8 protein-coding genes are annotated in these 14,361 nt (G+C 66.8%); 6 read left to right on the top strand and 2 right to left on the bottom strand.

Going from position 1 to position 14,361, the window contains the following annotated elements:
• Positions 1-30: 30 nt before the first annotated feature.
• The 4 genes from ACCQ00_RS15315 (at position 31) to ACCQ00_RS15300 (ending at position 9,766) form a co-directional block, all read left to right on the top strand.
• Positions 31-7,236 carry an Hpt domain-containing protein gene (locus ACCQ00_RS15315; RefSeq protein ID WP_039567982.1) on the top strand — a complete coding sequence of 2,402 codons (7,206 nt, stop codon included), beginning with the start codon at positions 31-33 and terminating at the stop codon, positions 7,234-7,236.
• A 7-nt stretch (positions 7,237-7,243) separates the two neighbouring features.
• A complete protein-coding gene (locus ACCQ00_RS15310) occupies positions 7,244-8,431 on the top strand; it encodes a chemotaxis protein CheB (RefSeq protein ID WP_039567980.1) in 1,188 nt (395 codons plus the stop codon).
• 33 nt (positions 8,432-8,464) lie between these two features.
• The gene (locus ACCQ00_RS15305; RefSeq protein ID WP_008575177.1) at positions 8,465-8,941 is read left to right on the top strand and encodes a chemotaxis protein CheW; all 477 of its coding nucleotides are present in this window, start codon (positions 8,465-8,467) and stop codon (positions 8,939-8,941) included.
• Positions 8,942-9,172: 231 nt separating this feature from the next.
• Positions 9,173-9,766: a GNAT family N-acetyltransferase gene (locus ACCQ00_RS15300; RefSeq protein ID WP_025981768.1), complete on the top strand. Its 594-nt coding sequence runs from the start codon at positions 9,173-9,175 to the stop codon at positions 9,764-9,766.
• Between the two features lie 26 nt (positions 9,767-9,792).
• On the opposite strand, the gene ACCQ00_RS15295 is transcribed toward ACCQ00_RS15300, so the two are convergent.
• Entirely contained in the window at positions 9,793-9,990 is a 198-nt protein-coding gene (locus ACCQ00_RS15295) for a hypothetical protein (RefSeq protein ID WP_039568009.1), read from the bottom strand.
• 710 nt (positions 9,991-10,700) lie between these two features.
• Here ACCQ00_RS15295 and ACCQ00_RS15290 point away from each other — a divergent pair.
• Together ACCQ00_RS15290 and ACCQ00_RS15285 are read left to right on the top strand one after the other, a co-directional pair.
• The gene (locus tag ACCQ00_RS15290; RefSeq protein WP_039584092.1) at positions 10,701-11,765 is read left to right on the top strand and encodes a glycosylasparaginase; all 1,065 of its coding nucleotides are present in this window, start codon (positions 10,701-10,703) and stop codon (positions 11,763-11,765) included.
• Positions 11,762-12,493, top strand: coding sequence for a copper homeostasis protein CutC (locus tag ACCQ00_RS15285; protein WP_039567976.1), 732 nt, complete (start codon positions 11,762-11,764; stop codon positions 12,491-12,493). Before ACCQ00_RS15290 ends, ACCQ00_RS15285 begins: the two co-directional genes overlap by 4 nt.
• Positions 12,494-12,597: 104 nt before the next feature.
• On the opposite strand, the gene xopL is transcribed toward ACCQ00_RS15285, so the two are convergent.
• Complete coding sequence (xopL, locus tag ACCQ00_RS15280; RefSeq protein ID WP_039567974.1) at positions 12,598-14,313, bottom strand: type III secretion system leucine-rich repeat domain-containing effector XopL; 1,716 nt, start codon at positions 14,311-14,313, stop codon at positions 12,598-12,600.
• Positions 14,314-14,361: the final 48 nt, after the last annotated feature.

Below are 14,361 nucleotides of genomic sequence, written 5' to 3'. Positions count from 1 at the left end.
CGGCGAGTCGGTCGTAGTCAGGGGGCTGCAATGAGCGCGCTTCGCGATGCGATGAGTCACGCCGCACTGGGCTGGGTCAAGCCAGAGCTGGACGAGACGTTGCGCCAGGCGCGCAACGAGATCGAATACTTTGCCGAAGAACCGTCCGACACCAGTCGGATGCGGTTCTGCGCCGGCTACCTGCACCAGGTGCAGGGCACGCTGCGCATGGTCGAGTTGTATGCGCCGGCGATGGTGGCCGAAGAGCTCGAGCTGCTGGCCCAGGCCGTGCAGGCGGGCGAGGTCGCCGACCACGACGAAGCCTGCGCGATGCTGATGCGCGGCACCGTGCTGCTGCCCGATTACCTGGAGCGCTTGCAGAACGGTCACCGCGACATTCCGATCGTGCTGTTGCCGCTGCTCAATGAAATCCGTGCCACCCGTGGCCAGCCGGGTCTGAGCGAAAGCGTGCTGTTCGCGTTCGACCCGCAGGCCGGTGTTGCCACCGAGGCCGAGCTGGATCATGCGCGCGGCAGTCTGAGCGGGCGCAATCGCGAGTTGCTCGACACCGTCGGCAACGCGGTCAAGGAAGAATTGCTGCGCGTCAAAGACGCGCTGGACCTGCATTTGCGCACCGGCGGGGAGATCGGCGAGCTGCAGACCCAGGTCAACGACCTGGGCAGCGTTGCCGACACCCTCGGCATGATGGGCTTGGGCGTGGCGCGCAGCGTCGTCGTGCAGCAGCGCGATGCGTTGGCACGCGTGGTCGATGGTCAGACCCAGATGGACGAAAGCGTGCTGCTGGATATTGCCGGCGCGCTGCTGTACGTGGATGCGTCGCTGGACGATCAGGTCGCCAGCCTCGGCGCCGACCCGGGCGACGGCACCGAAGTCAGCAACAGTGCCAACTCCTCGGAAGTCCGCCGCACGGTGGATGTGCTGGCGCAAGAGGCGATCGCCAACTTCGGTGCGGCGCGCGAACATTTCGTCGCCTTCATCGAAACCAACTGGGACCACGCACGTCTGGCCGAGGTGCCGCACCTGCTCGGCGAAGTCGGCGGTGCGTTGCGCATTCTCGAGCTGCCGCAGGCTGCCGATTATCTGGAAGGCGTGCGTCGCTACGTCGATCTGGAATTGATCGGCAAGCAGCGCGTGCCTAGCGGACGCCAGCTCGATACCCTGGCCGATGCGATGGCCAGCCTGGAGTACTACCTGGAAGCCCTGCGCGAGCGCCGTCCCGGCCGCGAAGAGATTCTGGATATCACCCGCAACAGCCTGGAAACGCTGCGTTACTGGCCGCTGCCGTCGGGCCAGCCGTCCGATTTGCCGGTCGGCGCGGACCAGCCCGGCAGCGCGGCCGAGCCGCAGCCGGTGGCCGCCCCGCCGTTGCAGCACGCCGAGACGCCGCAGGCCGCCAACGATGCGGCGGCCTTGCCGTCGCTGGAATGGGCGAACGAAACCGTCGTCGAGACGCCGTTCGCTGCCAGCCTGGTGCACGACACCGGCGCTGCCGCGACCGATACGGTGTTCTCGTTCGACCCGGTCGCCGCCGAAGAAACCGTCTCCGGCCAGTCGCACGTGCCGTTCACCGTGGCGCCGCTGGATCTTTCGGGCGACGGCGCGCAGGCGCCCGGCGACTGGCATCTGGAAACCACGGAGCAGGCCGCGCCGATCGCCACCTCTGCGTTCGACCCGGTGTCGGCCGAGCAGGATGGCAACGAGGCCACGCAGGTCAGCTACACGGTGGATCTGAGCGCGCTGGAGCAGGCACACGCCGTCGAGCCGCAGGTTGCCGAGGACGCGCCGCTGCAGATCGAGCAGATCGACCTGCCGGGCGACGCCGATCAGACCGACGCACCGTTGGATTTCATCGCCGAGAACGCAACACAACGCGCGCAGACCAGCATCGAAGATGCTTTCTCGCCGCCGCCGAGCCCGCCGCAGGAATTGGACGACCCGTTCGTCGAGCCGGCACAGGAGCCGCAGAACGTTCCGTCCGAAGCAGCATCCGAGCCGGTCGCCCCGCGCGTGCAACAGGCGGTGGTCAGCGAGTTCGAGCTGGACGACGCCTCCGCTGCGTTCCTGGCCCAGCTCGATGCAGCGGCCGCGCAGTTCGACGTGGAGCGTCCGCAGGCACCGACAGTGGCAGCCGATGCGCAGATTGCGCAGGCAGGCTCTGAACCGGTGTCCAGCGAACCTGCGCAGGAAGCTGCCGACGCCGGCATTTTCGGCGGCTTCGGCGACAGCGATATCGACGACGATATCCGCGACGTGTTCCTGGAAGAATTCGACGAAGAGCTGGTCAACCTTGGGCAGCTGCTGCCGGTGTGGCGCGCCGCGCCCACCAACCCGGAAACCCTGCGCCCGATCCGCCGCGTCTTCCACACCTTGAAGGGCAGTGGGCGTCTGGTCGGCGCCAGCGTGCTCGGCGAGTTCAGCTGGAAGATCGAGAGCATGCTCAACCGCGTGCTCGATAATTCGCGGCCGGCCAGCCCGGCGGTCGTGTCAATGGTCGAACTGGCCTACGAGGTGTTGCCGCAATTCAACGCCGCGCTGCGCGACCAGGGCCGCATCAGCGCCGATCTGCCTGAAATCCAGGGCATTGCCGAGCGCGTCGCTGCCGGCGAAGAGGTCTACTACGTGCCCGCAGCCGCGGCGCCGGTGGCCGAGGCCGTGGCGACTCCGGCGGCAGCCGCAGGCGTGTTCGCCGCCAGCGGCGGAACCCCGGCTTCGGTGGACAGCGTGCTGCGCGAGATCCTGGAAGCCGAGGTCGCCACGCATCTGGACACGGTGAACGGGTGGCTGCAGGCCAGCCAGGCCGAGCCGCAGTTGGCGACCGAAGAAGTACTGCGCGCCGTGCACACGATGAGTGGCGCATTCGCGATGACCGACGTGCCGGAAATCACCTTGGTGACGACGCCGGCCGAAAGCTACGTCAAGCGCTTGCTGGCCGCCTCGGTCACGCCGTCGGCGGAGGGGCTCGAAGCACTCACCGCCACCGCTGCTGCGATTGCCGCCACGGTGACCGCGCTGCGTGCCGATGCGCCGTTGATTCCGTCGTTCGCACCGTTGACCGAGCGCTTGCGCGCGCTGGTGGACAGCTTGCCGGAAGCGCAGTGGCCGCCGCAGGTGTTCCTGGACGAGTTGGACGATGTCGATGCGCCGAGCGCCACGGTAGACGGCAGCGCTGCCCCGGTCGAACTGACCGGTGCGCAGGATCTGTCGCAGTACCTGGATGCCGGCGCACTACCGTCCGACACCCTTGTATCGGCGCACGATGCCGAAGACGCGCAGCTGCAGCCGGACGATGCGCCGATTGCCGTGGACGAGCTGGCCGAGGCCGAAGCCGAGCATGATTCGGCACTCGCACTGGATGCGCCTGCACCGCATGCGCTCGACGATGCCGGCCATGCCGCCGTGCACGAAGATGCCCACGCCGCTGCCGAGTCTGTGCCTGCATCGAGCGACGACGCGCTGGTACCGGTTGCCGAATCCGAGCAGCTTGCCGATGCGCTGCACGGCGATGCTGCGCCAGACGACGCGGCAGACCGGGCCGCATCGCAGGACATCGACGCACACGACCTGCCGGCCGACGAGCCGCTGGTCGAAGCCGAGGCCTGGGATGCCACCGAACTGCAGCATGCGCAGACCGCACCGCACGATCACGTACCGGGCGAGCACGCGGCAGAGGTGCCCAGTGAGGCATCTGCTGAGGTTGTGTCGGGCGAGCACGACGCCGATGCGACCAGCACGCACGCCGACAACATTGCGGTAGACGAGCTGGCCGATGCGGAAGCTGCCTTGGGCGATGCGCAAACGCTGGCTGCAGCCGATGCCGAGCAGGCAGTGGACGCGCACGCACAGCAGGTGCCTGTGCACGACGATCAGGTTGCAGCAGACGCTGACGAGGCGGTCGAGAGCATCGAAGCGTTAGAGGCCGTGCACGCCGACGCTGCGTTGGCTGATGACGCCAATGCAACGACCGCGGAAGACTGGACCCCGGAAACCGCAGCGCTGGACAGCGTGGCGTCCGATCAGCCTGGCCACGAACACGCCGACACGCAGGAACAGGCGGGCGAGCAGCTAGCAGACCAGGCGGCGCAGCACAGCGATGCAGCATTGCCGCATGCAGGCGAGCCGTACGCGGGCGAGCAGCAAGCGCTGGAAGACGCCGCGCAGATGGGCGAGCACGCAGAGGTGGAAGCGCACGCATATTCGAATCAGCAAATGGATTCGGGCGATGATGCGTCCGCCGATGCGCAGCAGCACGTCCATGAGCAGGTGCCGTCTGACCAGGACGTCAAGGCCGGCGAGCAGCAAACGCATGCGCATTCCGACGAACACGCGGGCGTTGTCGAGCACGCGACGGACCGCCAGGACGCCGAAACCGCGCATTCCGAAGCCGAGCACCTGGCAGCCGAGCAGAACGAAGCCGCGCATTCCGATGCAGAGTACGCAGGCGCCGACCATGTTGACGCCGCGCAGGCCGATGCGGATGTGCTGCCCGATCACACTGTCGAATCGGTGCAGGCATTCGAAATGGCGCATGCGGCCGATCAGGTGGAAGAGGCCGGCGATCGGCAATCGGACACTGCGCCGGCGCTATACGACACGCAGGCTGTCACCGCCGACGACGCGGCGCAGGCCGATGCTCAGGCCGCGGTTGGTGTTTCTGCCGGGGGCGATCACGCCGAGCGCGAAGAGCAGTTCGACGGCGCAGGACACGCAGCGCACGCCGAACCAACTGAAGCCAGCGACCACGCCGGTGCCGATCAGCAGCATGCCGACGACTCCGCAGATCAGCACGCAACCGACCGCAGCGCCGACGAGCCGGAAGACACCACCACCGCTGCGTTCAGCGCCCCGGTCGAAGATGCGGCGCGTGCCGGTGCGGCCAGCAACGATATCGGCGCGGCATTCGATGCCGGCCCGCTGAACTTCGATCAACTCGACGGCGAGCTGGTCGACATCTTCGTCGAAGAAGGTCGCGACCTGCTGGACCATTGCGATGGCCTGATCGCGCGCATGCGCGAAGTGCCGGGAGACCGCGATGTCCTCAACGGACTGCAGCGCGATCTGCACACGCTCAAGGGCGGTGCGCGCATGGCCGGCATCAACGCCATCGGCGATCTCGGTCACGCGATCGAATCGCTGCTCGAAGCCGTGGCGGCCAACCGCACCGACATCGATCGCGACGACGTGCGTCTGTTCGAGCGTGGTTTCGACCGCCTGCATCAATTGCTGACCCGCACCGGCATGCACCGTGCGGTGACGATGCCGACCGATTTGGTGGAAGCCTTCGAAACCCGTACCCGTGGCCGCAATGCCGCACCGCCCAGCGACGCCGATGTCCGCGCGATCGCCAAGGCGTCGGTGGAACCGGCGCCGCTGTCCGCCCCGGTTCCGGTGGAAGGCCAGGCCGAAGAAGACTTCCTGCCGCGCGTGCAGCAGGAACAGGTGCGCGTGCGCGCGGACCTGCTCGACCGCCTGGTCAACCACGCCGGCGAAGTGGCGATCTACCGCTCGCGCCTGGAGCAGCAGCTGGGCGCGTTCCGTGGCGCCATGGGCGAACTGGATCGCACCAACGCCCGTCTGCGCGATCAGTTGCGACGTCTGGATCTGGAAACCGAAGCGCAGATCGTGGCGCGTTATCAGCGTGAACAGGACCAGGGCGATCGCACCTTCGATCCGCTGGAACTGGACCGCTTCTCCACCCTGCAGCAGCTCAGCCGCGCGCTGAACGAATCGGCAGCCGACTTGGGCGGCTTGCAGGGTGTGCTGGAAGACCTCTCGCGCCAGTACGACGGCCTGCTGCAACAGCAGTCGCGCGTCAGTTCGGAGTTGCAGGACGGCTTGATGCGTGCGCGCATGGTGCCGTTCGATGGCCTGGTGCCACGTTTGCGTCGTGTGGTGCGTCAGGCGGCCAGCGACACGGGCAAGCAGGTGCACCTGGTGCTGGAAGGCACCCAGGGCGAACTGGATCGCAACGTGCTCGATCGCATGGTCGCGCCGCTGGAACACATGCTGCGCAACTCGGTGGCGCACGGGCTGGAAACCCCCGAGCAACGCCGCGACGCCGGCAAGCCGGAAGAAGGCAACATTGCGATCCGTCTGCGCCGCGAAGGCTCGGAAATCGTGCTGGAAGTGGCCGACGACGGCGCCGGGCTGGACCGCGAGGCGATCCGTCGCCGCGGCGAGGAGCGCGGCCTGATCGAACCGGGCCAGGAGCTGAGCGAGGCCGAACTCGACAACCTGATTTTCGCCTCCGGTTTCAGCACCTCCGAGCAGGTCAGCCAGTTGGCCGGCCGCGGCGTAGGCATGGACGTGGTGCGCAACGAAGTGCGTCAGCTCGGCGGCTCGGTGGATATCCACTCGGCACGCGGGCAGGGCGCCACCTTCACCTTGCGTCTGCCGCAAACGCTTGCGGTCACCCAGGCGGTATTTGTCCGCATCGGCGAAACGACGTTCGCGGTGCCGGTGGGTTCGGTCAGCGGTATCGGCCGCATCTCGCGCACCCGTTACGAGTCGGGCGAGGGCGGATATCACTACGCCGGCGAAGAGTACGTGTTGCACGACCTCGGTTCGTTGGTCGGCCAGGCCGCCGCGCGTGCCGATGGCCAGGCGCAGGTGCCGTTGCTGTTGGTGCGTGCGGGCGACCTGCGCGCGGCGGTGGCCATCGACCAGGTGCTGGGCAACCGCGAAGTCGTGGTCAAGCCGGTGGGCCTGCAGATCGCCTCGGTGCCAGGCATCTACGGCGCGACCATCACCGGCGATGGCCGCGTGGTGGTGATCCTGGACGTCGCCCCGCTGGTCCGTCGTTTCCTGGCCCAGCCGGCGCGTCCGTCGCTGGAAACACAGGCCGAAGCGCAGCGCCAGGTGCCGTTGGTGATGGTGGTCGACGATTCGCTGACCATGCGCAAGGTCACCAGCCGCGTGCTGGAACGCCACAACCTGGACGTCACGACCGCACGCGACGGTGTCGAGGCGCTGGAGCTGCTCGAAGAGCGCGTGCCCGACCTGATGCTGCTGGATATCGAAATGCCGCGCATGGACGGTTACGAGCTGGCGACCGCGATGCGGGCCGACCCGCGCTTCAAGGCGGTGCCGATCGTGATGATCACCTCGCGCAGTGGCGAGAAGCATCGCCAGCGTGCCTTCGAGATCGGCGTGCAGCGTTACCTGGGCAAGCCTTACCAAGAGTTGGATCTGATGCGAAACGTGTATGACCTGCTGGGGATCGCCCGTGTCCGAGACTAATGGCGCAATGGGAACTCCGGTTGCTTTGCTGGGTCGTCCCGGCCAGGCGCGCGAGCGCCTGCGCGAAGCGCTTGGCCTGGCCGGCGCGCAGGTGGTGCTGGAAGACGAGCCAGCGGCGGTCGACGTGCAGATGCTGCGCGACGCCGAGCCGGTGGCAGTGCTGGTCGCACTGGAACCGTCGATCGAAGACGCGCTCGAAGCGCTGGAGCCGGCCTTCAACATGCCGGGCGTCACCGTGATCTTCGACGAGGCCGAACTGACGGTGCGTCGCGAGGGCTGGGAAGCGCAGCGTTGGGTGCGCCATTTGGCCGCCAAACTGCATGGCCATGCCGATGTGCTGCCGCCGGGCACCGAAAGCGAGCCCTCGCTGCAGCCCGAGCCCGGCCTGACGCTGGCACCGCAGCAGCATTCGGACCTGCAACTGGATCAACACCTGGAAGCGGCCGCGCATGCGTTCGACAGCGTGCCTGGCGATGCCTTGTTCGCGCATGCCTCCGTGCAGGAGGCGGCACCGGTCGCTGTGGAAAAACCGGGCCTGACGCTGGGCGATTCCAGCACCTGGGGCCTGGTGGACGAGGTGGCCGTGGTGGTGCGCCCGCGCGCCGAACCCGATGTAGCGGCCTTGTCCACCGGCGGCTTGTCACTGGTGGATCTGGAGCACAGCGGCAGCGTCACCGGCGCTGTGCTGGTCGTCGCTGGCATTGGTGGGCCGGATGCGATCCGCCGCTTGCTGGCCGCATTGCCGCCGGAATTCCCGCGCGCGGTGCTGGTGCGCATGACCCTGGATGGCGGCCAGTACGGCAACCTGGTGCGGCAGATGGGACGCGTGTCTGCGTTGCCGGTCGAATTGGGCGAAGCGGGGCAGGTGGTCGCACCGGGCAAGGTGTATGTGCTCTCCGACGAGGTCGGCGTGCACCAGCATGCCGGCGCGCTGGCGTTCGTGGCACCGGCCGATCCGGCCGGGCTGATCGCCGCGCTGCCGCCAGCCGACAGTGCGGTGCTGATGCTCAGCGGTGCCAACGAGGCACTGGTGGAGGCATCGCTGGCACTGGCCGAGCAAGGTGGCTGGTTGGCCGGGCAATCCACCGACGGCTGTTACGACCCCGCCGCCGCCGCGCGTCTGGCGCGGCAAGGCATCCTGACCGGCGACCCTGCGCAGTTGGCGCAGGCGCTGGCGCAGCGTTGGCCGGCATAAGCCGGGCGCTCCTTTTCGAATCGGAATCATGCGATGAGCTACGCCAATAACGACGAAATCCGCGGCGTCCTGATCCAGGCCGGTAGCGAGCGCGTGCTGCTGCCGAACGCAACGGTGGCCGAGGTGATGTCGCGCGTGGCGGTCGAGCCGCTGCCCGACATGCCGCGCTGGGTGGTCGGACGCATCGACTGGTACGGCTGGAAGGTGCCGCTGCTGTCGTTCGCGCGCCTCAGTGGCATGGGCGATGAACCCACCGCAGTCAACAACAAGGTCATCGTGTTGAAGGCCCTGGGGGGCAACCCGGCGTTGCCGTATTTCGCGCTGCTGACTGCCTCGTTCCCGCAGCTGATTTCGGTGCCGCGCGATGGCCTGCTGGCCGATGCCTCGGAAGATGCGCTGCCGGACGGTGTGCACATGCGCGTGCTGCTGGGCGAGCAAAGCGCGCTGTTGCCGAACCTGGACGCCATTGAAGCGCAGGTCGGCCAGGCGCTTGCGGTCGCTGCCGCCTGAGAGCGGCGAATGCCTGCTGTGCTCGCCGTCGGGCGGGCGCAGTGGCGCCGTGCAGCGGAGACTGCCGGGCATTGAGTGATGCGCGGTTGAGGGTGTGGCTGACTGTTGGGCGTTCCATCTTACGCACTGGATGACGCCCTGCTTTGGAGACGGCTTGCGGAGCATGATCGGTATGTATCAGCCGGATGCACCTCGCAGCAAGCTGACACGCGGGGTTGAGGCGTGGACGTCATGAGCCATCCGCTCTTTGCGCCGATCCGCCGCGTCGACGGTGTGGTGCTGTGCGATCTGGCCGTGGTCGATCCGGCTGCAATGGCCGACTATCACACGCGTAACCGCGCTCATCTGGCCGATGCGATGCCGTTGCGGCCGCCCGCGTTCTACACCGTCGAAGGCTGGCGCCGCCTGTGCATGGCATACCGCGGCGCGATGCCTGGCGAGCGCGAGCTGCAACTGGTCTTGTTGCAGGGCGAGCACGTGATCGGCACCACCGGGTTCACCCAGATCCAGCGCGGCGCGTTTCAGGCGTGCCATATGGGCTACGGCGTGGACGCGGCGCAGCAGGGACGCGGCTTGATCCAGTGGGCAGCTACGCAAGGCATCGCTTTTGCCTTCGGCCAGCTCGGCCTGCACCGGGTGATGGCGCAATACGTGCCGGAGAATCTGCGCAGCGCGCGCGTGCTGCGGCGGCTGGGTTTCCAGATCGAAGGCTATGCGCGGCGCTATCTGCAGTTGAATGGCCACTGGCGCGATCATGTGCTGACCAGCAGATTGCGCGAGGACGGCATGCCTGGCGAAGGCGCTGTGGATGATGAGCCGGGTTAGGGCAAAGCGCCCGAGAGCTCCAGCCGTCATTCATCGGCGGCTAGCGGATTGCCTTGCGCAAGCTCGATCTGCGTTGGCCAGCCACGTCGTTTGAGGCGATTGCGCAACTGCGCCGCCCAGGCCTGCACCGACGCTGCATCCGGCGTGGCCGCCTTGATGCCGATCGTTATCGTGTCTGCGTGTTCCAGGAAGCACCACGGTCCGCCAGCCGATCGCTCGGTGATGCGGAAAGTTTCAGAAACACCGTGCGGTGCATCTGCTCGCGCGTGCCTGTCTTGCGCTGTTGCTGTGCCTGCTGTGTGGCAGTGCGGGTGGCCGAAGGTGGCGACCACATGTTGCGAGATGCTCCGGGCTGCGGCTTGCCGACCGGTAGTTCCCGTTTTCGTGCAGGTGCAGCTGGTGGCGCGGCATGCGAGGCGTTTGGCGATATCGCGATCTGGGTGGTCACAGGTGCGTTGGCCGTCCCGCGTTCGATACGCAACGATGGATCCTGCAACGGTGCCGGCAACATCGGTAGTGCCGGCGCGCCGCCGCAGGCGCTGGCTGACTGCGGGGGAGGTGCGCTGTTATCCGTGCCTGCCACGGGCGCGCCACCGGCCTGTAGAGCGTCGTTGTGCGCGCTGACGGGGGGCAGGCGGTGGGGGCGGCGTCATCGCCGCGTGCGCATCGTCTTGCGTCGACTCCTGCCCTGTTGATGGTTGGGTAAGCGCCCTTGCGGCCGCTGCGCGTTGCATCGCCCGTCGCTTGCCGCCAGCCAGATCCATGCATCGGACGCGCAGCGGCTGAGGCAGGGTTGGCCCAGCCATGCAACGGTTGTGCACGGATCCGCATGCGACAACGCCGCAAGAAGGTTTATCCGCACATCGTGCTGTCGCATGATGGAAGGCTGGTGCCGCACTGCGCGGCCGCTCGTTTCCGCCATGGAGTCATCCGCATGCTTCAACGTCGTCACTTCCTCAAGAGCGCCACGCTGGGCGCGATCGCGTCCGGGTTGGCCGGCTGGGGCGCCCGCGCGCACGCTGCGGCAGGCGCCACGCCAGGCGTGCGGCCGACGGCGCTGCCGCGTGGTGCGGCGCGGGTGATTTCCACCTGGGATTTCGGCGTCGCCGCCAATCAGGAAGCCTGGAAGATTCTCAGCAGCGGTGGTATTGCGCTGGATGCGGTAGAGGCCGGTGTGCGTGTGCCGGAGGCGGACCCGAGCAATCCCACCGTCGGCCTGGGCGGTTATCCGGACCGCGATGGCCGGGTCACGCTGGACGCCTGCATCATGGACCACCTGGGCAACTGCGGCGCGGTGGCATCGCTGGAAGACGTGGTGCACGCCATTTCGGTGGCGCGTGCGGTGATGGAGAAGACGCCGCACGTGATGTTGGTGGGCGATGGTGCGCGTCAATTCGCCTTCGAACAGGGGTTTCCGAAAACCAAGCTGCTGACCCCAAGCTCGGAAGCGGCCTGGAAAGAGTGGTTGAAGACCTCGAAGTATTCGCCCGAAGCCAATGTCGAAAATCGCGCCTGGCGCGATGCCAAGTTGCCCGGCGGCAAGGACAATCACGACACCATCGGGATGCTGGCGCTGGATACGCACGGCAATCTATCCGGTGCATGCACCACCAGCGGCATGGCGTGGAAAATGCATGGCCGCGTGGGCGATAGCCCGATCATCGGTGCGGGCCTGTACGTGGACAACGAAGTGGGCGGTGCGACCTCGACCGGTGTGGGCGAAGAGGTGATCCGGAACGTCGGCAGTTTTGCGGTGGTGGAAATGATGCGGCAGGGCAAGTCGCCGGCCGACGCCTGCCGCGAGGTGGTGATGCGGCTGATCCGCCGCAAGCCGGAATTGACGCGCACATTGCAGGTCGGCTTTCTGGCAATGAACAAGCGCGGCGAAGTGGGCGCGTTCGCGATCCAGAAAGGCTTCAGTTACGCGGTGTGCGACGCGCAGCGGCAGGATCTGCTGGTGCCTGGCGAGAGCCATTACACCCGCGAGCCGACGGCATGAGCGCGTCAGGGTTGGAAGTGGCTGCCGATTCGGTGGCCTCGGCGTTGGCCGCACAAGCAGGCGGTGCGATGCGCGTGGAGCTGTGCGGCGGGCTGGATGGCGGCGGGCTGACCCCGTCGTTCGGCACGTTGGCGGTGGTGCGCGAGCGCTTGCGGATTCCGCTGTATGTGCTGATTCGTCCGCGCGTGGGCGACTTCGTTTTCGATGCCTCGGAAGTGGAGGTGATGCGCCGCGATGTGGAGCAGTGCGTGCGGCTTGGATGCGATGGCGTGGTCCTCGGCGCGCTGGACCGGCATGGGCAGGTCGATCTGGCGACGATGCGCGTGTTGATGCAGGCAGCAGGGCCGTTGGGGGTGACGTTCCATCGTGCGATCGATGTCAGTGCCGATCCGTCGCGCGTGCTGGAAGATGCGATCGGGCTGGGCTGCGAGCGGGTGCTGACCTCGGGCGCGCGTGCGAGTGCGCTGGAGGGCATCGACACCATCGCCGCGTTGGTGCGCCAGGCAGCCGGGCGCATCGGCATCATGCCCGGTGCCGGGCTTTCCGAGCACAACATCCGCACCCTACGGCAGCACACCGGCGCCCACGAATTCCATGCGTCGGCGCGTGGCGTGATCGCCGCCCAGGTGCCGTCGCCGCACCCGTATGTCCACGATCTGGGCGGAGACTACCAGCGGACCGATACCGCGCGGGTACGCCGGATGGTGGGCGCGTTGCAGCAGGCGTGAAACGCGCACAACGGTGGCTTCGGCCAGCATAGGCGCGGCCTTGAGTTGCGCACGCACGCTGAGGGTGATGCTCGATGGGCTGCTACGCCTGTCGCGTTCGCCATCTACTGCTGGCCTGAAGCTTCCGGGCTTGCTTGCCGCTCGTCCTCAGCGTCGTCGCCGACCTGCTCGGGAATGTGCAACGTGAAAGCCGGAAAGCGCGCGCGGTCTTGCGGGTGTGCGTTGACGATCAGCTCCCGGGTCTTCCACATCTGGACCGCCTTGGCCAATGTCGCTGCGTCGAGCTGGCTGCCTGCGTGATAAACGAACTGCCCGAGATGATCGACGATGCCCAGGTGCGCGCTCTTCTGCGCCTTCCAGTTGCTGACATTGGTGTAGTGGCGGGCGAGGCCTTCCTCGCTCGGGTCTTCGACTCTGGGGGAAGGGCCTGCCATGTCGCTCACCCGCCTCAGGAAATGGGAATCCCTGCTTTCTTCCAGCATTTTCTGCAAGGCCGGAATCTGGCCGAAGGTGGTGGGAGCGCCGGGCAGGCGCTTTTCTGGAAGGTAGGAGGGGGCACCTTCCAGAAAGGGATTTCTTTCCTCATCAATGACCGTGCTCAGCATGGTCTGTGCGGTGTCTTCGATGCGTTCGAGCGCAACCGTGCGAGGCGGTTCGGTGGTGGCCGCCGAAGAGGTTGCCCTGGCTCGATTGCCGGGAACAGGGGGCGAGGGAACTGGGGCGGTTGGGCCAGCCCGCTCTGGTTGGGCGGGGCGCGCAACCGGGCGATGCTGGTCGAGTTGCGCCTGCAAATGCGGCGGCACCCGGATGATGCAGTTGGCAGGTAATCGGGCGATCAACGAGGGCAGTCTGGACAGACTGACGCAGCCTCGCAGATCGAGTTTTTCCAGCTGCGTCAGGCGGTGAATGTCCAGTGGCAGCGTGAGCAGGTTGCTGCAGTCTTTCAGAATCAGTCGCTTCAATGGCGCACTACCGCCGAAAATCGGCGGATAGTCGCGCAGCGCGGTGCAGCCCCGCAAATCAAGCTCCTCCAACTTTGGCAGTTGATGGATGGCCGGGCCAAGGGCGGACAGCGGCGAGTTGCGTATCTTTAGGCTTTTCAGATTTTGCAGGTTGGCGATGGACGCCGGAAGCGATCTGATCCCGGTCCGTTCCAGCCGTAGGCTCTGCAGGTTGACCAAGCCCTCGTGCTCGCCGGATGCATTGGTGCTTGCCAGGTGTTCGGGAAGTTCCGTCAGTTCCGGGCAGACGCGGATGGAGAGTTCGCGTAATTGGGTGAGGCTTGCAATGGATGCAGGCAGCGAGCGAAGCGGATTGTGTGCAAGCGTCAGTGTTTCCAGGCCCGCAAATTGCTGCATGGCGTCCGGAAGCTCCATCAACCCCGCCGCATCGATCGTCATGTGCTGCAGATGAGATAGACGGAATGCCTGGTCGGGAAATTGCGGAAGGGGAACCGAGCGCAGTTCCAGCGTTACCCGACCCGTTTGGCTTGCGTCTTCCAGCAAGTCGGCGGTCGCCTTCAGTGCCCGGTCTGTGCGTGTCTCGACCTGCGGGTTGTTGCGATTGGCATGGCGCCATGCGCTGTGCCAGCGATCGCGGTCTGCGTTGTAGTGTCGTTGCCATTGCGACAGCACGTCGCGATAAGGGCGAATCGCTGGGGAGCGCCGTAATGGTGACGCGCCCACGGTCGGTGGCATACGGGGGCGCACCGGCCGCAAGCGTTGCGAATCGGTGGTGACAGTGTGGAAGCGAGCGCGTTCTATGTCGCTGAGCTGTGGCAATTGCGGGCTCCGCAAAGAATGTCCAGCCGCCTCGTTCATCCGCGCGGCGCTGCCGGATCCGCGGTCGGGAAGAGTGCGAGCGGATGG

The organism is Xanthomonas sp. NCPPB 3761 (assembly GCF_041475705.2).
In the GTDB taxonomy this organism is placed as follows: domain Bacteria; phylum Pseudomonadota; class Gammaproteobacteria; order Xanthomonadales; family Xanthomonadaceae; genus Xanthomonas; species Xanthomonas phaseoli.
Note: the sequence above shows the minus strand (reverse complement) of the source record. Positions and strands in the feature narration are given on the sequence as shown.